The 18,784-nt window shown below is 73.2% G+C and carries 14 protein-coding genes; 13 read left to right on the top strand and 1 reads right to left on the bottom strand.

The genetic code is table 11. The features are described from left to right. The first annotated feature begins 181 nt into the window (after window positions 1-181). The 13 genes from ASC82_RS02300 (at window position 182) to ASC82_RS02360 (ending at window position 17,760) form a co-directional block, all read left to right on the top strand. Window positions 182-1,396, top strand: a complete 1,215-nt coding sequence (locus tag ASC82_RS02300) for an ROK family transcriptional regulator (RefSeq protein WP_056640650.1) — start codon at window positions 182-184, stop codon at window positions 1,394-1,396. A gap of 66 nt (window positions 1,397-1,462) precedes the next feature. Further along, complete coding sequence (locus ASC82_RS02305) at window positions 1,463-2,803, top strand: ABC transporter substrate-binding protein (protein ID WP_056640652.1); 1,341 nt, start codon at window positions 1,463-1,465, stop codon at window positions 2,801-2,803. Window positions 2,804-2,939: 136 nt separating this feature from the next. After that, entirely contained in the window at window positions 2,940-3,821 is an 882-nt protein-coding gene (locus tag ASC82_RS02310) for a sugar ABC transporter permease (protein WP_242427539.1), read from the top strand. 3 nt (window positions 3,822-3,824) lie between these two features. Next, entirely contained in the window at window positions 3,825-4,739 is a 915-nt protein-coding gene (locus ASC82_RS02315; RefSeq protein ID WP_056640660.1) for a carbohydrate ABC transporter permease, read from the top strand. Between the two features lie 8 nt (window positions 4,740-4,747). Next, window positions 4,748-6,013: a 6-phospho-beta-glucosidase gene (locus tag ASC82_RS02320; RefSeq protein ID WP_056640663.1), complete on the top strand. Its 1,266-nt coding sequence runs from the start codon at window positions 4,748-4,750 to the stop codon at window positions 6,011-6,013. Continuing rightward, window positions 6,004-6,987, top strand: coding sequence for a BadF/BadG/BcrA/BcrD ATPase family protein (locus tag ASC82_RS02325; RefSeq protein ID WP_056640666.1), 984 nt, complete (start codon window positions 6,004-6,006; stop codon window positions 6,985-6,987). The genes ASC82_RS02320 and ASC82_RS02325 overlap by 10 nt, the downstream gene beginning before the upstream one ends. A gap of 396 nt (window positions 6,988-7,383) precedes the next feature. After that, window positions 7,384-8,673, top strand: coding sequence for a hypothetical protein (locus ASC82_RS02330; RefSeq protein WP_242427540.1), 1,290 nt, complete (start codon window positions 7,384-7,386; stop codon window positions 8,671-8,673). Between the two features lie 11 nt (window positions 8,674-8,684). Further along, window positions 8,685-9,725, top strand: coding sequence for a glutamate ABC transporter substrate-binding protein (locus ASC82_RS02335; protein WP_056640668.1), 1,041 nt, complete (start codon window positions 8,685-8,687; stop codon window positions 9,723-9,725). A 55-nt stretch (window positions 9,726-9,780) separates the two neighbouring features. Then, on the top strand, window positions 9,781-11,058 hold the full coding sequence (locus ASC82_RS02340; protein WP_056640676.1) for a hypothetical protein: 1,278 nt from the start codon (window positions 9,781-9,783) through the stop codon (window positions 11,056-11,058). A gap of 59 nt (window positions 11,059-11,117) precedes the next feature. Further along, window positions 11,118-13,583 (top strand): tetratricopeptide repeat protein, encoded by a 2,466-nt coding sequence (locus ASC82_RS02345; RefSeq protein WP_199862456.1) that lies wholly within the window; start codon window positions 11,118-11,120, stop codon window positions 13,581-13,583. Window positions 13,584-13,585: 2 nt separating this feature from the next. Continuing rightward, entirely contained in the window at window positions 13,586-15,004 is a 1,419-nt protein-coding gene (locus ASC82_RS02350) for a PP2C family serine/threonine-protein phosphatase (protein WP_056640678.1), read from the top strand. A 68-nt stretch (window positions 15,005-15,072) separates the two neighbouring features. Next, window positions 15,073-16,407 (top strand): VWA domain-containing protein, encoded by a 1,335-nt coding sequence (locus ASC82_RS02355; protein WP_056640681.1) that lies wholly within the window; start codon window positions 15,073-15,075, stop codon window positions 16,405-16,407. A 42-nt stretch (window positions 16,408-16,449) separates the two neighbouring features. Beyond that, a complete protein-coding gene (locus tag ASC82_RS02360; RefSeq protein WP_056640682.1) occupies window positions 16,450-17,760 on the top strand; it encodes an FHA domain-containing protein in 1,311 nt (436 codons plus the stop codon). Window positions 17,761-17,781: 21 nt separating this feature from the next. On the opposite strand, the gene ASC82_RS02365 is transcribed toward ASC82_RS02360, so the two are convergent. Beyond that, window positions 17,782-18,738, bottom strand: coding sequence for a methyltransferase domain-containing protein (locus tag ASC82_RS02365; protein WP_056640684.1), 957 nt, complete (start codon window positions 18,736-18,738; stop codon window positions 17,782-17,784). Window positions 18,739-18,784: the final 46 nt, after the last annotated feature.

The following is an 18,784-nucleotide window of genomic DNA, read 5'->3' on the forward strand; positions in this document are numbered from 1 at the left end:
AACGCTTTGGTTGCCTTCGGGGGCGTCGTGCGTTCCCGGGTATTGACGCCCCGGTGACGGTCACCTTATTTTCCTCCCACCGAATAGGAAACTTTCCTAACAGTGTGATGAAGGAAGCGGACCCCCGGCAGGCAGCAGAATGGCCGGAACCGATCAGCTCCGAAGGGCAGGTGCACCCCTCATGGCCGGTACGACCCCGGGAACCCCCGGCACACCGCGCGTGTTGCGGGCCATGAACGACCGCGCCGCACTCGACCTGCTCCTGGAGCACGGCCCGCTCTCGCGGACCCGGATCGGCAAGCTCACCGGCCTGTCCAAGCCGACCGCGTCCCAGCTGCTCGGCCGGCTCGAAGCCGCCGGGCTCGTCGTCGCCACCGGCACCACCGAAGGCCGACCGGGACCGAACGCCCAGCTCTACTCGGTGAACGCGCGGGCCGCGTACGCCGCCGGGCTCGACGTCAACCAGCAGCGCATCCGCGCCGCCGTCGCCGACATCACCGGCGAGATCGTCGGCGAGTACGAGCTCCGCACCCCCGGCCGCACCGCCACCGGCGTCGTCCGCCAGGTCACCGACGCCCTCGACGGGGCCGTCAAGGCCGCCGGGATCGCCCCCGACGAGGTCCGGCGCCTCGTCATCGGCACGCCCGGCGCCTTCGACCCGGCCACCGGACGGCTGCGGTACGCCTCCCACCTGCCCGGCTGGCACTCCCCCACCCTCCTGGAGGAGCTGGCCGCCGCCCTGCCCATGCCCTTCGAGTACGAGAACGACGTGAACCTCGTCGCCATCGCCGAGCAGCGCGTGGGCGCCGCCCGCGGCCACACCGACTTCGCGCTGCTGTGGAACGAGGCGGGCCTGGGCGCCGCCCTCGTCCTCGGCGGACGGCTGCACCGCGGCTTCACCGGCGGCGCCGGCGAGCTCGGCTTCCTGCCCGTCCCCGGCACCCCGCTGGTCCGGCAGGTCGCCAAGGCCAACTCCGGCGGCTTCCAGGAGCTCGCCGGCGTCCAGTCCGTCCCCCGGATCGCCCGCGCCGTGGGGATCGACACCCCCGAGCAGCCGTACGTACCGGTCGCGAGCGGCCTGCTGTCCCGGGCCGCCGAGATCCACGAGGACGACCCCCGGTACGCCGAGCTGCTCGACCGGTACGCCGAGCGCGTCGCCATCGGTCTGGCCTCGCTCGTCGCCGTCCTCGACCCGGAACTGATCGTGCTCTCCGGTGACGTCCTCGTCGCCGGAGGCGAAGTCCTCCGCGCCCGCGTCCAGTCCGAGCTGGCCGAGCTCGCGGCCTCCCGTCCGCGGCTCGTCCTCTCCGCCGTGTGCCGGAGCCCCGTGCTGCGCGGCGCCCTCGAAAGCGCCCTCGCCACCACCCGCGACGAGGTCTTCGACACCTCGCGCTGACCCACCGACCCCGCCCCACCGCACGTCCTTCCCCCCGTAAGCCCTCCGCCACTGGGAGACACCGTCATGCCCGCACGCCCGCGCAGAGCAGCCGCCGCGCTCGCCGCCACCGCCTCGATCGCCCTCTTCGCCTCCGCCTGTACCGGCTCCACCGAGAACAAGGGGACCGGCGACGACCCGAACGCCAAGACCTCGATCACCTTCTGGCACGGCTGGGCGGCGCCCTCCGAGGTCAAGGCGATCGAGGACAACATCGCCCGCTTCGAGAAGGCCCACCCGAACATCAAGGTGAAGGTCGTCGGCGGCATCAACGACGACAAGCTGGGCCAGGCGCTGCGCGCGGGCGGTTCGAACGGGCCGGACGTCGTCTCCTCCTTCACGACCTCCAACGTCGGCAAGTTCTGCTCCTCGGGCGCGCTCGCGGACCTCAAGCCCTTCATCGAGAAGGACAAGCTGGACCTCGACAAGCTCTTCCCGAAGGTCCTCCAGGAGTACACCCAGTTCGAGGGCAAGCGCTGCTCCCTGCCGCTGCTCTCCGACGCGTACGGCCTCTACTACAACAAGGACGCCTTCGAGCAGGCCGGCATCAAGGCGCCGCCGAAGACCTGGTCCGAGTTCACCGAGGTCGCCAAGAAGCTCACCAAGCCGAAGGGCGACTCGTACGAGCGGCTCGGCTTCATGCCGAACTACCTCGGCTACGAGACCGTCGTCGAGCACTACATGTCGCAGTGGGACCACACGTACTTCGACAAGGACGGCAAGTCGAACATCGCCAAGGACCCGGCGTTCGCGGAGATGATGACGTACCAGAAGTCGCTGGTGGACGCCCTGGGCGGCTTCCAGAAGCTCGACAAGTACCGCACCACCTTCGGTGACGAGTGGGGCGCCAAGCACCCCTTCCACACCGGCCAGGTCGCCATGCAGCTGGACGGCGAGTGGCGGCTGAACTTCGTCAAGGAGGCCAAGGTGACGTTCGACGTCGGCGTCGCGCCGATGCCCGTCGCCGACGACGAGCTGGCCGAGTACGGCAAGGGCTACCTCTCCGGCACGATCATGGGCATCGCGCCGCAGAGCAAGAAGCAGAACGCGGCCTGGGAGCTGGTCAAGTACATGACCACGGACACCGACGCCGTGGTGAGCTTCGCCAACGGCATCGGCAACGTCCCCTCCACCCTGGAGGCCCTGAAGTCCCCGAACCTGAAGCTCGACGACCGCTTCAAGGTCTTCCTGGACATCGCCAAGCACCCCGAGTCGTCCACCATGACCGGCGCGGTGAACGGGCCCGCCTACCAGGAGACCCTCTCCAGCCTCGCCCACAAGTACGAGAAGGGCCAGATCACCGACCTGAAGAAGGGCCTCGCCGACACCGCGGCCCAGATCGACCGCGACATCGCCGCGGCCAAGTGACGGCCGGGACGACACGCCCATGAGCACGGACACCCTGCCCGCGAAGGAGGCGGCGGCCCCGGCCGCCGCCGCCCCGGGGGGACAGAACACCCTGCGGGCGAAGCGCCGGCGCAACGCGCTGCGCACCGCCCTGTTCATGTCGCCCTGGCTGATCGGATTCGGCTTCTTCTTCGTCTATCCACTCCTCTCCACGCTGTACTTCTCGTTCATGCGGTACGACGGCCTCAACCCGCCGACCTGGCGGGGCGTGGAGAACTGGACGTACGTCTTCTCCGACATGCCGAAGTTCTGGCCGGCGATGCAGAACACCCTCTGGCTGGCCGTCGTGATGGTCTCCTGCCGGGTGCTCTTCGGCCTCGGCATCGGCCTGCTCATCACCAAGATCAAGACGGGTGCGGGCGTCTTCCGCACCCTCTTCTACCTGCCGTACCTGGCCCCGCCGGTGGCCGCGACGCTGGCCTTCGTCTTCCTGCTCAACCCCGGGACCGGGCCGGTCAACTCGCTCCTGGAGGCGATCGGCATCCCCGCCCCCTCCTGGTTCAACGACGCGGACTGGGCCAAGCCGGCCCTGACCGTCCTCGCCGTGTGGGGCGTCGGCGACCTCATGGTCATCTTCATGGCCGCGCTGCTCGACGTACCGAAGGAGCAGTACGAGGCGGCCGAGCTGGACGGCGCGTCGCCGTGGCAGCGGTTCCGGTACATCACCCTGCCGAACATCTCGCCGATCGTGCTCTTCGCGGTCGTCACCGGGATCATCGGCGCGATGCAGTACTACACCCAGCCGATCGTGGCCTCCAAGGTCGCCTCGGGGGTGATGGGCGGCTCCGGCGTGACCTTCCAGCCCGGCTACCCGGACGACTCCACGCTCACGCTCCCACAGCTCGTCTACAGCCTCGGCTTCAGCCAGTTCAACTACGGCGCGGCGTGCGTGGTGGCACTCGTACTCTTCGCCCTCTCCATGGCCTTCACCGCGCTCCTCATGCGCCGGCGCGGCGGCCTGATCGGCTCGGGTGACTGAACCATGACGACCGCGACCCTCTCCGACCGCCCCGACAGCGCCGAGCGCCCCGACCGCCCCGCGAAGGCGAGTCCCGCCGAGAAGACCGCACGCCGCAAGGCGCTGCTGCACTGGATCGCCGTGCACTCGCTCGGCATCGCCGCGGCCCTGTTCTTCGTGCTGCCGTTCGTCTTCGTCTTCCTGACCTCCCTGATGAGCGACCAGCAGGCGCTCACCCGGGACCTGACCCCCAACTCCTGGCACTGGGACAACTACGTCACGGTCTTCGAGACGGACGGCTTCCTCACCTGGTGGAAGAACTCCCTGCTCTACGCGGGCCTCGGCACCGTCCTCGTCGTGGTGTCCTCGGTCCCCGTGGCCTACGCGCTCGCCAAGTTCCGCTTCCGCGGCCGGCACCTGTCGCTGCTGCTCGTCATCTCGATGATGATGCTGCCGCCGCAGGTCGTGATCATCCCCATGTACCTGTTCTGGGCCAAGCAGATGGACCTCTCCGGCACCCTGTGGCCGCTGATCATCCCGATGGCCTTCGGTGACGCCTTCGCCATCTTCCTGCTGCGCCAGTTCCTGCTGACGATCCCGAACGAGTACATCGAGTCCGCGAAGATCGACGGGTGCGGCGAGTTCCGCACCCTGATACGGATCGTGCTGCCGATGGCCAAGCCCGGCATCGCCGCCGTCGCGCTCTTCCAGTTCTTCTACTGCTGGAACGACTACTTCGGACCGCAGATCTACGCCTCCGAGAACCCGGGGGCCTGGACGCTCAGTTACGGGCTGGAGTCCTTCAAGGGCGCGCACCAAACCGACTGGAATCTGACCATGGCCGCGACCGTCCTGGTCATGGCCCCTGTGATCCTCGTCTTCTTCTTCGCCCAGAAGGCGTTCGTCGAGGGAGTCACACTGACCGGAGTGAAGGGCTGATTCACATCATGAAGCTCGCTGTCGTGGGGGGCGGCTCCACCTACACCCCCGAACTGATCGACGGATTCGCGCGGCTGCGCGACACCCTGCCCATCACCGAACTCGTCCTCGTCGACCCGGCCGCCGAGCGGCTCGAACTCGTCGGCGGGCTCGCCCGGCGCATCTTCGCCAAGCAGGGCCACCCCGGGAAGATCGTCACCACCTCCGACCTGGACGCCGGGGTCGAGGGCGCCGACGCGGTCCTGCTCCAGCTCCGCGTCGGCGGCCAGGCCGCCCGGAACCAGGACGAGACCTGGCCCCTGGAGTGCGGCTGCGTCGGCCAGGAGACCACCGGCGCCGGCGGCCTCGCCAAGGCGCTGCGAACCGTCCCGGTCGTCCTGGACATCGCCGAGCGCGTCCGGCGCGCCAACCCGGACGCCTGGATCATCGACTTCACCAACCCCGTCGGCATCGTCACGCGCGCGCTGCTCCAGGCCGGGCACAAGGCCGTCGGCCTGTGCAACGTCGCCATCGGCTTCCAGCGGAAGTTCGCGAAGCTCCTCGACGTGGCCCCGTCCGAGGTCCACCTCGACCACGTCGGGCTCAACCACCTGACCTGGGAGACGGGCGTACGGATCGGCGGCCCGGACGGCGAGAACGCGCTGCCGCGGCTGCTCGCCGAGCACGGCGACGCGATCGCCGACGACCTGCACCTGCCGCGCCCGGTCCTGGACCGGCTCGGCGTCGTCCCCTCGTACTACCTGCGGTACTTCTACGCGCACGACGAGGTGGTGCGCGAGCTCGGCACCAAGCCCTCGCGGGCCGCCGAGGTCGCGGCGATGGAGAAGGAACTCCTGGAGATGTACGGGGACCCGGCGCTCGACGAGAAGCCGGCGCTGCTCGGCAAGCGCGGCGGCGCCTTCTACTCGGAGGCGGCCGTGGACCTGGCCGCGTCCCTGCTGGGCGGCGGAGGCTCGCCGTACCAGGTGGTGAACACGTACAACAACGGCACGCTGCCGTTCCTGCCGGACGACGCCGTAATCGAGGTGCAGGCCGCGGTGGGCCGGGACGGCGCGGTGCCGCTGCCGGTCGCGCCGGTCGACCCGCTGTACGCCGGGCTGATCGCGAACGTCACCGCCTACGAGGACCTGGCCCTCGAGGCGGCGCTGCGCGGCGGCCGCGACCGGGTCTTCAAGGCGCTGCTCGCGCACCCCCTGGTCGGGCAGTACGCGTACGCCGAGGACCTGACGGACCGGCTGATCGCGCACAACCGGGAGCACTTCGCGTGGGCCTGACCGGAACGCTGCTGGCCGTCGACGCCGGCAACAGCAAGACCGACGTCGCCGTCGTGACCGAGGACGGTACGGTCCTCGGCGCGGCGCGCGGCGGCGGCTTCCAGCCCCCGCTGGTGGGGGTGGAGACAGCGGTCGACGCGCTCGCGGAGATCGTCGGCCGGGCGTGGGAGGCGGCCGGGGGCGCCGGTGCTCCGGCCGGGTTCGCGCACGTCGCGGCCTGTCTGGCCAACGCCGACCTGCCCGTCGAGGAGGACGGGCTGCACGCCGCGCTGGTGGCGCGGGGCTGGAGCCCGTCCGTACGGGTGCGCAACGACACCTTCGCCATACTGCGCGCCGGTCTGGACGAGCCGCGGGGCGTGGCGGTGGTGTGCGGCGCGGGCATCAACTGCGTCGGGATGGCCCCGGACGGGCGGACCGCGCGGTTCCCCGCGATCGGGAAGATCTCCGGGGACTGGGGCGGCGGCGCCGGCATGGCCGACGAGGCGCTCTGGTTCGCGGCGCGCGCCGAGGACGGGCGCGGCGAGCCGACCGAGCTGGCGCGCGCGCTGCCCGCGCACTTCGGTCTGGAGACGATGTACGAGCTGATCGAGGCCGTGCACCTGGGCCGGATCCCGTTCGTGCGGCGGCACGAGCTGACGCCGGTGCTGTTCCGGGTGAGCGCGGCGGGCGACGCGGTCGCGCTGGCGCTGGTGCACCGGCTGGCCGAAGAGGTCGTCACCCTGTCGACGGTGGCGCTCGGGCGGCTCGGGCTGCTCGACGAGGAGGCTCCGGTGATGCTGGGCGGCAGCGTCCTCGCCGCGCGCCACCCGCAGTTGGAGGACCGGATCGCCGAGCTCCTCGCCGCCCGGGCGCCGAAGGCGACGATCGGCTTCGTCACCGCGCCGCCGGTCCTCGGGGCCGGGCTCCTCGCCCTGGACGAGGTGGCGGCGGCTCCGGCGGCCGCGGCCCGGCTGAGGGAGCACTACGGGGCCTGAGGGACCCGAGGATGCGGACCCGGGGCGCCTCTTCACGAGGCGCCCCGCACGCATGTTCACCTGTTCGAGCGACGGCGGATACGGAACCGATCGCCGCCGGGGGACGTATTCAACGTGAGGGGGTTCGCCTGCGGATGTGCCGGGGGCATGGGGCACGATAGGAACAAGATCGAGTCAATCCCGGTGTGCGATCGGGCCCCTGAGGCCATACTGCTGGCCGGACGGACCGACGTCAGCGACCCAGGGGGAGGTCAAGTGACATACCCGCCGAACGCGCCCGCCGCGCAGCCGACGGCGCAGGCCACGGCGCCGACGCCGACGCGCCCGGGCACGGTGCCCGCGCAGCCGTCGGCCGCGTCCGCCGGCGGCCCGCCCGCGGGACGCGGGGCCTGGGCCGTGGGACGGGAGCGGCTGCGCGAGGCCGCGACGACCGAGCCAGGCCGGCTCCAGATCCTCGGAGCGGTACTCGCGCTGCTGGTCGTCGCGTTCGGGGCGGTCACCGCCCTCGAAGTCTCCGACCGGGGCTCCTTCGCCGACGACGTGGTCAGCCGCAGCCAGCCGCTCAGCGCCGACGCCGCCGCCGTCTACCGCTCCCTCGCCGACGCGGACACGACCGCCGCCAGCGGCTTCCTCGCGGGCACCCTGGAGCCCGAGGAGTCCCGCGAGCGGTACGACAAGGACATCGCCACCGCGGCCCGGCTCCTGGTGAAGGCCGCGGCGAACACCGAGGGCGCGAGCGAGTCGGCCCACGAGATCGCCGAGCTCAACGAACAACTGCCGCGCTACACGGGCCTGATCGAGCGCGCCAGGGCCGCCAACCGGCAGGGGCTGCCGCTCGGCGGGGCCTATCTGCGGTACGCGAACCAGCAGATGACCACCGAACTGCTGCCGGCCGCCGAGCGGCTGTACGCGGCGGAGACCCGGCGGCTCCACGAGGACGACGACTCCGCCCGCGCCTGGCCCTTCCTGTCGCTCGCGCTCGGCCTGCTCGCCCTCGCCGTGCTGGCCTGGGCACAGCGCCGCAACTACGCCCGCACCCACCGGGTGTTCAACCAGGGTCTCCTCGCCGCCACCGCCGCCTCGCTGATCGTGCTGGTCTGGCTGCTGGCCGCGCACACCGTCGCGCGATCCGGCCTCGACACGGCCAGGGCCCACGGGCAGGAGTCCCTCCAGCTCCTCAACGAGGCCCGGATCAGCTCGCTCACGGCCCGCGCCAACGAGAACCTCGCGGTGGTCGCCCGCGGCGCCGTCCTCACGGAGGACGGGAAGAACGACAAGTACGAGGCGGACTACACGGCGAGCATGACCGCCCTGACGACCGCGCTCGCCTCGGCGCGGGAGCTCGCCGACGACGACGCCGGGCGCGGCCCGGTGGACGAGGCGGCGTCGCGTACGGGCGAGTGGCAGAAGCGCCACAAGGCGGCCCGCGCCGAGGACGAGGCCGGCAACTTCGAGGGCGCGCTGAGCCGGATCGTCGGCACCAAGGAGTCGACGGGCCAGTCCTTCGACCAGGTCGACGCGGCCCTGGAGCGGGCCCTCGCCCACGAGCAGGCCGAGTTCACCCGCTCCGCCGCGGACGCCAGGGACGCGCTGGCGGCGCTGCCGCTCGGCGCGGCGGCGCTCGGGATCCTGGGTGCGGCGGGCGCCGTGCTCGGCATCAACCGCAGACTGTCGGAGTACCGGTGAGAGGGGGCGGGATGCCGAACGGCACGGACCCGCTGGCGCGGCGGGCCGCGGGACGGCTGCGGGGCTGGGGCGGGGTCGCCGCCATGGCCGTGGCCTGCGGGCTCACCGCCTCCCTGACGCTGCTGCCGCTGGCGCACGACGGGAGCGGCGCCGAGACCCCGCCCGTGTCCGGGCCCGGGGTGGGCACCGGCGTGCAGGTCGGCATCCAGGCGAAGGCGGACACCTGCGAGAACCCGGACGCCTCGCTGCGGCCCGACTCGGCGGACGGCCCTTCGATCCGGACGATCAAGGAGCGGGGCAAGCTCGTCGTCGGCGTCGACCAGTCCAGCTACCGCTGGGGTTACCGGAACCCGGAGAGCCGCACCCTTGAGGGGTTCGACATCGATCTGGCCCGGGCCATCGCGCGGGACATCCTCGGCGACGAGAACGCCGTGATCTTCCGGGCGATCCCGACGAACCAGCGGATCGCCGCGCTCGACAGCGGCAAGGTCGACCTCGTCGTGCGCACGATGACGATCAACTGCAAGCGGATCCAGCAGGTCGCCTTCTCCACCGCCTACTTCCAGGCCGGGCAGCAGGTCCTCGCGCCCAAGCTCGCCACGGGCATCACCGGCTACGACTCCTCGCTGCGCGGCAAGCGCGTCTGCACCGCCGAGGGGTCGACGGCCTACGAGGCGCTGGAGGAGAAGTCCTTCGGCGCCGTCTTCAAGGACGAGGCCGACGGCACGAAGGACGACAAGGACCTGCTGACCGTCCCCAACCAGCTGGACTGTCTGGCCCGGCTCCAGCTCGGCGAGGTCGACGCGGTCGTCACCGACAACGCCCTCGCGGCCGGCCAGGCCGCCCAGGACCCGGCGGTCGAACTCAAGGGCATTCCGTTCACCACGGAGTACTACGGAGTGGCCGCCAAGCTCGGGAACGACGACCTGGTCCGCCGGGTCAACAAGGTCCTCGTGGACTACCGGAACGGCCCCTGGCAGAAGGCGTACGAGCGCTGGCTCAAGGCCGACCTGCCCGGGATAACGGGGCCTCCCGAACCCCGGTACAAGTGACCCGGCCGGCGGCCCCGGCAAGCAGCCCCTGTACACGCGGCGGAAGAGGTGATCGATGGGCGTCACGGGACCTCCCGGGCCGGTGATGGACCGGGACGAGGTGGACCGTGCGCTGGCGCGGCTCGGCGCCGAGCACAAGGCGATCGAGGACTCGCTCCTCGCGCTCCAGGACCACGCGGGCCGCAGACTGCTCGAAGGTGCCGAGCTGACCGGCACGACCCGGGACCGCTGGGCGGCCGCCGAGCGGACCATCGGCCTGCTCTGGACCTGCTTCGACGTGTACACGGGCGCCCTGCGCGACGCCCGTGAGGTACGGACGCGGCGCCGCTGGCCGGGCCGGGACGAGCTCGTCGAGCTGACGGAGCGGCTGCGCGGCGAGAGCGTGCTCGTCGCGGGCGGCGCGGGGGAACAGGGGCTGCTCTCCGAGCGGTTCACCCTCGAAGGGCTCGTCCGCCGGATGAACGAGCTGTACGCCTCCTCGCTCGACCTGGTCGTCACCGCCGACGCCGTCTGGTCGGCGCTGCCGGCCCGGATAGACCTGCTCGCCGCGGAGCTGGGCCGGACGCGCTCGCTCGCGCACTCGGTCGGCGTGCGGCCGGGAGAGCACCCGGCCGGCGACGAGCTGGAGGACATCACGGCCGAGCTGACCTCGCTGCGCGCGCAGGTCGTGACGGATCCGCTCGCCTTCTGGCGTCCCGCCGCGGGCAGTTCGGCGCCCGGCGGCGGGCGGCCGGACACCGCGCGGTACGACCGGGCGGCCCTGGCCCTTGAGGACATCCGGCGCGAGATCGAGGCGGTCCTCGCGGTCCGGCAGGACTCCGAGGACCGGCTGCTGCGGCTGCGGGACGTGCTGTCCCGGGCGGACCGGACGCTCACCGAGGCGCGGTCCGCGCGCGGCGAGGTCCTCGCGAAGATCGCCGCCTCCGAGGTGCCGGCCGTCAGCGGCCCGCCGACGGCGCTCCAGGAGCGGCTCGTCGCCGCCGCCGAGTACCGCAGGCACCAGCAGTGGCACCGGCTCTCCCCGCTCCTGGAGTCCCTGGAGCAGGAGGCGGAGGACGAGTTGATGCGGGCCAGGGAGTCGCTGACCGCCGTCACGGCGCCGCTCGCGGTCCGGGCGGAGTTGCGCGGCCGGCTCGACGCGTACAAGGCGAAGGTGGCACGGCTGGGAGCGGCGGAGGACCCGCTGCTCATCGAGAGGTACGACACGGCACGCCGGATGCTGTGGAGCGCGCCCTGCGACCTGCGGGTCGCGGAGCAGGCCGTGCTGCGCTACCAGCAGGCGGCGGCGGACGTACTGTCCGGCCCGAGAGATGCCGGAGGACGACAGTGGTGAGCGGGGAGACGGGTGTGGGGAGCTGTCAGCGTCCCTCGTGCGAGGGCTCGTACGAGGACATGGGAGGCGGCGAGCTGTACTGCGACACCTGCGGGCTCGCCCCGGTCGTCGCGCCCGGTGGGCTGATCGGTTCGACGCCGACCGGCATGGCCGTGCCCGCCAAGGGCACGGGCGGCATCGGGGGGTCCGACTCGAGCTCCTCGCGGAGCAGTTCGCGGGCGTCCTCGCGCGCCTCCTCGCGCTCGTCGACCTCCCGCCGTTCGGTCTCCGGCCGTCTCTCGCGCTCGCTCTCCGGGGCCTCCGGGGGCCGCTCGGTGTCGGTGCGCAGTTCGGGCACGTCGACCGGGCAGTCCGCCAGGAACCGGCTGGGCGCGGGTCTGGTGACGATCCCGGAGGTGCCGCGTCCTGACCCGCGGGGCGCGGTGATGGAGAACCCCGAGGTCCCCGAGCGGAAGCGTTTCTGCTCCCGCTCCGACTGCGGGGCCCCGGTGGGCCGTTCGCGCGGTGACCGGCCGGGCCGTACGGAGGGCTTCTGCACCAAGTGCGGGCACCCGTACTCCTTCGTGCCGAAGCTGCGCGGTGGTGACATCGTCCACGGCCAGTACGAGGTCGCGGGCTGCCTCGCCCACGGCGGCCTCGGCTGGGTCTACCTCGCCGTCGACCGGGCGGTCTCCGACCGGTGGGTGGTGCTCAAGGGCCTGCTCGACACCGGCGACCAGGACGCGATGGCCGCGGCCATCTCGGAGCGCCGCTTCCTCGCCGAGATCGAGCACTCCAACATCGTCCGGATCTACAACTTCGTCGAGCACCTCGACCAGCGGACCGGCTCCCTGGACGGCTACATCGTCATGGAGTACGTCGGCGGCAAGTCGCTCAAGGAGATCGCCAACGACCGGCGCACCCCGGACGGCCGCCGCGACCCGCTGCCGGTCGAGCAGGCCTGCGCGTACGGGATCGAGGCCCTGGAGGCCCTCGGCCACCTGCACAGCCGGAACCTGCTCTACTGCGACTTCAAGGTCGACAACGCCATCCAGACCGAGGACCAGCTGAAGCTCATCGACATGGGCGCGGTCCGGCGGATGGACGACGACGAGTCGGCGATCTACGGCACGGTCGGCTACCAGGCGCCGGAGGTGGCCGAGGTCGGCCCGTCGGTCGCCAGCGACCTGTACACGGTGGCACGGACGCTGGCCGTGATGACGTTCGACTTCCAGGGCTACACGAACGTGTTCGTGGACTCGCTGCCGGAGCCGGAACACATCGCGGTCTTCCGTTCGTACGAGTCGTTCTACCGCTTCCTGGTCCGCGCCACGGACCCGGACCCGGCGCGGCGGTTCTCCTCCGCGCAGGAGATGGCGGAGCAGCTGACGGGCGTCCTGCGGGAGGTGGTGGCGCTCCAGTCGGGGCGTCCGCGTCCCGCGCTGTCGACGCTGTTCGGCACGGAGGTCCGGGTCACGGACACCGCGCTGTTCGCCGAGCTGACGGAGGACGTGTCGCTGCTCGGGGCCCGCAAGGGCGCCGGGAAGCGGGGCGGCGGACCGGGAGCCGGTCTTCCGGGTGCGGCTCCGGTCGTGGCCGGGCCCGGGCTCGGGTGGCTGCTCGCCGCGGTCGACGCGCCCGCCACCGCGCTCGCGCTGCCCGTGCCGCGGGTCGACACGAGCGACCCGAACGCCGGATTCCTCGCCGGACTGGCGGCCGCCGCCCCCGCCGAGCTGCTCGGCGCGCTCCAGGCCGCGCCCGCGCCCTCCACCGAGCTGCGGCTGCGCACGCTCCGGGCCCATCTGGAGCTGGGCGACGCGCCCACCGCCGTACGGACCCTCGCCGCGCTGGAGGAGCGGGACCCGGACGACTGGCGGGTGGTCTGGTACCGGGGCGTGACCTCGCTGGTGACCGGGGACCACGAGCTCGCGGCACTCGCCTTCGACGCCGTCTACGACGCCTTCCCCGGGGAGCCGTCGCCGAAGCTGGCCCTCGGGATCTGCGCCGAGGTGCTCGGCCAGCTGGACAACGCCGCCGAGTACTACCGCCTGGTGTGGGCGACCGACCCGAGCTTCGTCAGCGCGGCCTTCGGCCTCGCCCGGGTGCAGCTCGCGGCGGGCGACCGCGCCGGAGCCGTACGGACCCTGGAGTCCGTGCCGGAGGCGTCGATCCACTACACGGCGGCACGGGTCGCGGCCGTGCGGGCGCGGCTGCGGCGGCGCCCGGCGCACGAGCCGCTCGGCGCCGAACTGACGGCCGCCGCGGCGCAGGTCTCCGCGCTCCAGGGCTTCGGGCTCGACGCGGTGCGCCGGGAGCAGTTGTCGACGGAGGTCCTCGGGACGGCCCTCGACTGGGTACTCTCCGGGAGTCCCGGTGCGGCACCGGGCGGCGGCGCGCTGCTGCTCGGAAGTGAACTGGACGAGCGCGGACTGCGCTTCGGCCTCGAACGCTCGTACCGGGTGCTGGCCCGGCTCGCCCAGCGGGGCGAGGAGAGGATCGAACTGGTGGAGCGGGCCAACCGCTTCCGCCCCCGGACGTGGGTGTGAGGATGTCCCAGAAGCCGAAGCCGAAGCCGTCGCACGGACTCGCCGCCTGCCCGGGCTGCGCGGAGCCGCTGGACTCGGGCGACCGGTTCTGCGGGGCGTGCGGCTACGACCTGTCGGCCGTCCCGGCCGCCGAGACGGAGCCGGACCGCCCGACCGTGGCCATCGTCACGCCTGTGGTCTGGCCCGCCGCCCCGCCCCGGGAGGCCGGTTCGCTCTCGACGGCGACCCAGCACCCCGGCGACCTGCCGGGCACCGACTCCGGCGGCCGTGACCTGCCCACGATGGCGGTCCGCACGGACGGCCCCGTACCGGCGCCGCCGGGCACGGACACGCCCCCGTCCGGTACGCCCCCGTCCGGTACGCCGACGTCGGGCGGGGACTTCGAGCTCGCCGCCCCCGACCCCCGTACGGCCGTGCAGGTCGACCCGCCCGGGTCCCCGCAGCCCGCCCCACCGGCCCATCCCCCTCAGCCCACCCAGCCGCCGGCCGCCGCTCCCGACGCCGCCGCGCTGTGCGTGGCCTGCCGGGCCGGGCGCGTGGACACCGACGGCTACTGCGAGAACTGCGGGCACGCGCAGCCGCGCGAGCGCGACCACATGGAGCAGGAGCTCGGCTCCGTCGCCGCCGTCAGCGACCGGGGGCTGCGCCACCACCGCAACGAGGACGCGTTCGCCGTCTCGGCGACCACCCTCCCCGACGGCTCCCCCGCCGCCCTCGCGATCGTCTGCGACGGCGTCTCCTCGGCGACCCGCCCCGACGAGGCCTCCGCCGCCGCCGCGCAGGCGGCCGGCGCCTCGCTGCTCGCCGCGCTGCCCCGCGGCATCCACCCGCAGCAGGCGATGCACGAGGCGATCGTCGCCGCCGCCGAGGCCGTCAACTCCCTCGCGGAGGAGCCCGGCCCGGACGGCGCCGAGCACGACCCGCACCGGAACTCCCCGGCCTGCACCATCGTCGGCTCCGTCGTCGCCGACGGCCTGCTGGTCGTCGGCTGGGTCGGCGACAGCCGCGTCTACTGGGTGCCGGACGACCGCACCACCCCGGCCGCGCGGCTCACCGAGGACGACTCCTGGGCCGCCCAGATGGTCGCGGCGGGCCTGATGAACGAGGCCGAGGCCTACGCGGACGAGCGCGCCCACGCGATCACCGGATGGCTGGGCGCCGACGCGTACGAACTGGACCCGCACACGGCCGCGTTCAAGCCAGACCGCTCCGGGGTCGTCGTGGTCTGCACGGACGGGCTCTGGAACTACGCGGAGGGCGCCGAGGACATGGCGCGGGCCGTCCCGCCGGACGCGGCGGGCCGCCCGCTGGGCGCCGCGCAGGTCCTCGTCGGCCACGCCCTCGACGGCGGAGGCCACGACAACATCACGGTCGCGCTGCTGCCGTTCACCGTCACTCCCCCAGGGGCAGGATCCGCCTGAGCGGCCGTCGATCCTCTGTCCCCTCCCCCTTGCTCTCTTTCCCGTCGTCGCCCGAGGAGCCGAAACAGATGGCGAACTTCTCCAAGCCGACCGTGCCGCAGTTCTCCGTGGACGTGTACCAGAACGAGTTCCTCCCGGAGGGCGGCCGCGAGGTCAGCGCCATCGTCACGGTCACCTCGACCGGCGGCGGCACCAGCGGCGCGGCCGGCGTCCCCGGATACGCGGGCGGCGGCTCGGCCGGCGTGGTGATCATGGTCGACTGCTCCGGCTCGATGGACTACCCCGCCACCAAGATGCGCGGCGCCCGGGAGGCGACCGCCGCCGCCGTCGACACCCTGCGCGACGGCACGTCCTTCGCCGTCGTCGCCGGCACGCACGTGGCGAAGGAGGTCTACCCGGGGAACGGCGGGCTCGCCGTCGCCGACTCCCGGACGCGCGCCGAGGCCAAGGAGGCACTGCGGAGCCTGTCCGCGGGCGGCGGCACGGCGATCGGCACCTGGCTGCGCCTCGCGGACCGGCTGCTCTCCTCCGCCGACCTCGCCATCCGGCACGGCATCCTCCTCACCGACGGCCGCAACGAGCACGAGTCGCCCGAGGAGCTGCGGGCCGCGCTGGACGCCTGCGCGGGCCGCTTCACCTGCGACGCGCGCGGGGTCGGTACCGACTGGGAGGTCAAGGAGGTCACCGGGATCGCCTCGGCGCTCCTCGGCACGGCCGACATCGTCGCCGACCCGGCCGGTCTCGCCGTCGACTTCACGACGATGATGGAACAGGCCATGGGCAAGGGCGTCGCGGACGTCGTGCTGCGCCTGTGGACGCCGGTCGGGGTCGAGATCGGGTACGTGAAGCAGGTGGCGCCGACGGTCGAGGACCTGACCGCCCGGCGCACCGAGGCCGGGCCGCGCGCCGGGGACTATCCGACGGGCTCGTGGGGCGACGAGTCCCGCGACTACCACGTGAGCGTGCGCGTCCCGCAGGCCGCGATCGGCCAGGAGATGCTCGCCGCCCGGGTCTCCCTGATCGCCCTGGACCCGGCGGGCGGCGACCCCCGGCCGCTGTCTCAAGGACTGGTACGGGCGGTGTGGACGGACGACCTGGCGATGTCCACGTCGATCAACCCGCAGGTCGCGCACTACACGGGGCAGGCGGAGCTCGCGGACGTCATCCAGCAGGGTCTCGATGCCCGCAAATCGGGCGATCGCGACGGCGCGACGGCGAAACTGGGCCGCGCGGTGCAGCTCGCGGCGGCCTCCGGCAACGCGGATACGGCGAAACTCCTTTCGAAGGTGGTCGACGTCGTCGACGCGGCGACGGGTACTGTGCGTTTGAAGGCGAAGGTCGCGGAAGCGGACGAGATGACACTCGAGACCCGCTCCACCAAGACCGTTCGCGTCAAGAGGTAGCCCGGCCCGCCGGGCCGGACGACGAGAGGGGGAAGCACCGACATGCCGACCTGCCCGAACGGACACCAGTCGGTCTCCGACGACTGGTGCGAGGTCTGCGGCCATCGCATGGCCGGGGCGGGCGCGCCTGCGGGTGCCGTTCCGCCGCCTCCCCCGCCGCCGCCCGCGTACGGCTATCCGGGCCCCGGCGGCCCCGGTCAGCCGCCGATGGGTCCGCCGCCCGGCGCTCCCGGCGGCCACGGTGCTCCTGGTGGCCACGGCGCTCCCGGTGGCCACGGCGCTCCCGGTGGCTTCGGCCCGGGGGGCGACTCGAACGCGACCGCGCAGGCGGAGCTCTGCCCGCAGTGCCGTACCCCGCGTGAGCACATGGCGCCGTTCTGCGAGGAGTGCCGCTGGAACTTCCTCACGAACACGGCGACCTCGTACACGCCGCTGGCCCCGCAGCAGTCCGGGCCGCCGCCCGGCCTGAACCTGCCGCCCGGCTTCCAGTCCCCGCCGCCGGCCCCGCCGCAGCAGCAGCCCCCGCAGCCGCAGCAGCCGGACCCCTTCGGGTACCAGGGCTCGCGGCCGTCCCAGGTGAACCGTCCGGCCGAGCCGCTGGGCGCCGAGCCCACGCACCACCAGGCCCCGCCGCAGCGCCCGCCGGTGCAGCAGCCGCCGGCGCCGCCCGCGTACCTCCAGGCTCCGCCGCCGCACCAGGCCCCGGTCCAGGCGCCGGTCCCGCCCGCGCCGCCGCAGCCGCGCGCGGACGACGACTGGGTCCTGTCGCCGCCGTCTCAGCCGCAGCCCCCGCAGCCGCCGCAGCACCAGGCCCCGCCGCACCAGGCCCCGCCGCAGCAGCAGCAGTTCCACCAGGGTCCGCCGCCGCCCCCTCAGCAGCAGCAGCCTCCGCAGCAGCACCAGCAGCACCAGCCGCCGCAGCAGCAGTTCCAGCCGCCCCGGCCGCCCATGGGGTGGACCGCGGTGATCGGCCCGGACCGCGAGTACTTCATGGCGATGATGCACCGCAGCGGGCCGGAGGCCTCCGGCCTCAACCTGCCCGCGTACTCGCCGGACAAGCACCTGCCGCTCCAGGGCAACCAGATCTCCATCGGCCGCCGCCGGCACTCCACCGGCGAGTCCCCGGACATCGACCTGTCGGTGCCGCCGGAGGACCCGGGCGTCTCGCACCAGCACGCCGTGCTCGTGCAGCAGCCGGACGGCTCGTGGGCGGTGGTGGACCAGAACTCCACCAACGGCACGACGATCAACGGCGGCGAGGAGCCGATCCAGCCCTACGTGCCCGTCCAGCTCCAGGAGGGCGACCGCGTCCACGTCGGCGCCTGGACGACGATCACGATCCGCCGCGGCTGAAGCAGGCCCCGGCCCTCGGCGTCAGGCCGCGGGCAGGGGCCAGGCGTACGGCCCTCCGGGCTCGTCCAGCCAGGCCCACTGCCGGTCGCCGCTGACCGTCACCCCGAAGCGCTCCCGCTCAGGCCGCCCCTCGCGCAGCCAGAGCGAGAGCGCTTCGCGTCTGTCCAGGACCTCGGCGACGAGACCGCTGAGGAACCGGAAGCGTTCGTCCCCGGCGGGGCCGTGGCGCGGTACGGGCCGCCCGGCGACGCCCCGCAGCGGCACGAAGTACGCCGAGGTCTCCAGGAACCGCCCCTCCGCGTGGCTGCCGTCGCGCACCCGCAGCAGGATCAGCCCGGTGGAGAGCGGGGCGAGGACCAGGGCGCCGGGCCGGCACTGGGCGAGCCAGGGGAGCGGGACGGCGGGCACCGCGCAGGTCGCGACGATCCGGTCGTAGGGGGCGTGTTCGGCGCAGCCGCGGGCGCCGTCGGCGGCGAGCACCGCGGGCCGGTACCCGGCGGCGGCGAGATGGTTCCTGGCGGACTCGGCGATCTCCTCCTCCAGGTCGACGGTGGTCACGTGCTGCTCGCCGAGCCGGTGGCAGAGCAGGGCCGCGTGGTAGCCGGTCCCGGCGCCGATCTCCAGGACGTCGTCGCCGTCGCGTACGTCCAGGGCCTGGAGCATGAGCGCCATCAAGGAGGGCTGGCTGGCGGAGGAGACCAGCTCCCCGTCGCGTACGCGGGTGGCGATCGCCGTGTCCGCGTAGGCCCCGCGCAGCCAGCGCTCGCGCCGTGCGGGGTCGGGGTCGCCGGCCCAGAGCCGCTCGTAGCCGCCGGCCCCGGCGACGTAATAGGAGGGGACGAAGAGGTGGCGCGGGACCTCGGCGAAGGCGGCCCGCCAGGCGGGGTCGGACAGCGTTCCGTCCGCCTCGATCTCCCGCACGAGCGCCCGCCGCTCCCGCGCACCGGCCCCGGCGAACTCGCCCCACGGCTCAGCCATGCCTCCACTCTCCCGCCACCGGGGGCCTCCGGCGAGCGCTCCCGGG

The organism is Streptomyces sp. Root431, from assembly GCF_001426585.1.
GTDB lineage: Bacteria > Actinomycetota > Actinomycetes > Streptomycetales > Streptomycetaceae > Streptomyces > Streptomyces stackebrandtii.

Coding starts and splice junctions, on each gene's coding strand:
- ASC82_RS02300 (WP_056640650.1), top strand. CDS start 182: ATGGCCGGTACGACCCCGGGAACCCCCGGCACACCGCGCGTGTTGCGG.
- ASC82_RS02305 (WP_056640652.1), top strand. CDS start 1,463: ATGCCCGCACGCCCGCGCAGAGCAGCCGCCGCGCTCGCCGCCACCGCC.
- ASC82_RS02310 (WP_242427539.1), top strand. CDS start 2,940: ATGTCGCCCTGGCTGATCGGATTCGGCTTCTTCTTCGTCTATCCACTC.
- ASC82_RS02315 (WP_056640660.1), top strand. CDS start 3,825: ATGACGACCGCGACCCTCTCCGACCGCCCCGACAGCGCCGAGCGCCCC.
- ASC82_RS02320 (WP_056640663.1), top strand. CDS start 4,748: ATGAAGCTCGCTGTCGTGGGGGGCGGCTCCACCTACACCCCCGAACTG.
- ASC82_RS02335 (WP_056640668.1), top strand. CDS start 8,685: ATGCCGAACGGCACGGACCCGCTGGCGCGGCGGGCCGCGGGACGGCTG.
- ASC82_RS02340 (WP_056640676.1), top strand. CDS start 9,781: ATGGGCGTCACGGGACCTCCCGGGCCGGTGATGGACCGGGACGAGGTG.
- ASC82_RS02345 (WP_199862456.1), top strand. CDS start 11,118: ATGGGAGGCGGCGAGCTGTACTGCGACACCTGCGGGCTCGCCCCGGTC.
- ASC82_RS02350 (WP_056640678.1), top strand. CDS start 13,586: ATGTCCCAGAAGCCGAAGCCGAAGCCGTCGCACGGACTCGCCGCCTGC.
- ASC82_RS02355 (WP_056640681.1), top strand. CDS start 15,073: ATGGCGAACTTCTCCAAGCCGACCGTGCCGCAGTTCTCCGTGGACGTG.
- ASC82_RS02360 (WP_056640682.1), top strand. CDS start 16,450: ATGCCGACCTGCCCGAACGGACACCAGTCGGTCTCCGACGACTGGTGC.
- ASC82_RS02365 (WP_056640684.1), bottom strand. CDS start 18,738: ATGGCTGAGCCGTGGGGCGAGTTCGCCGGGGCCGGTGCGCGGGAGCGG.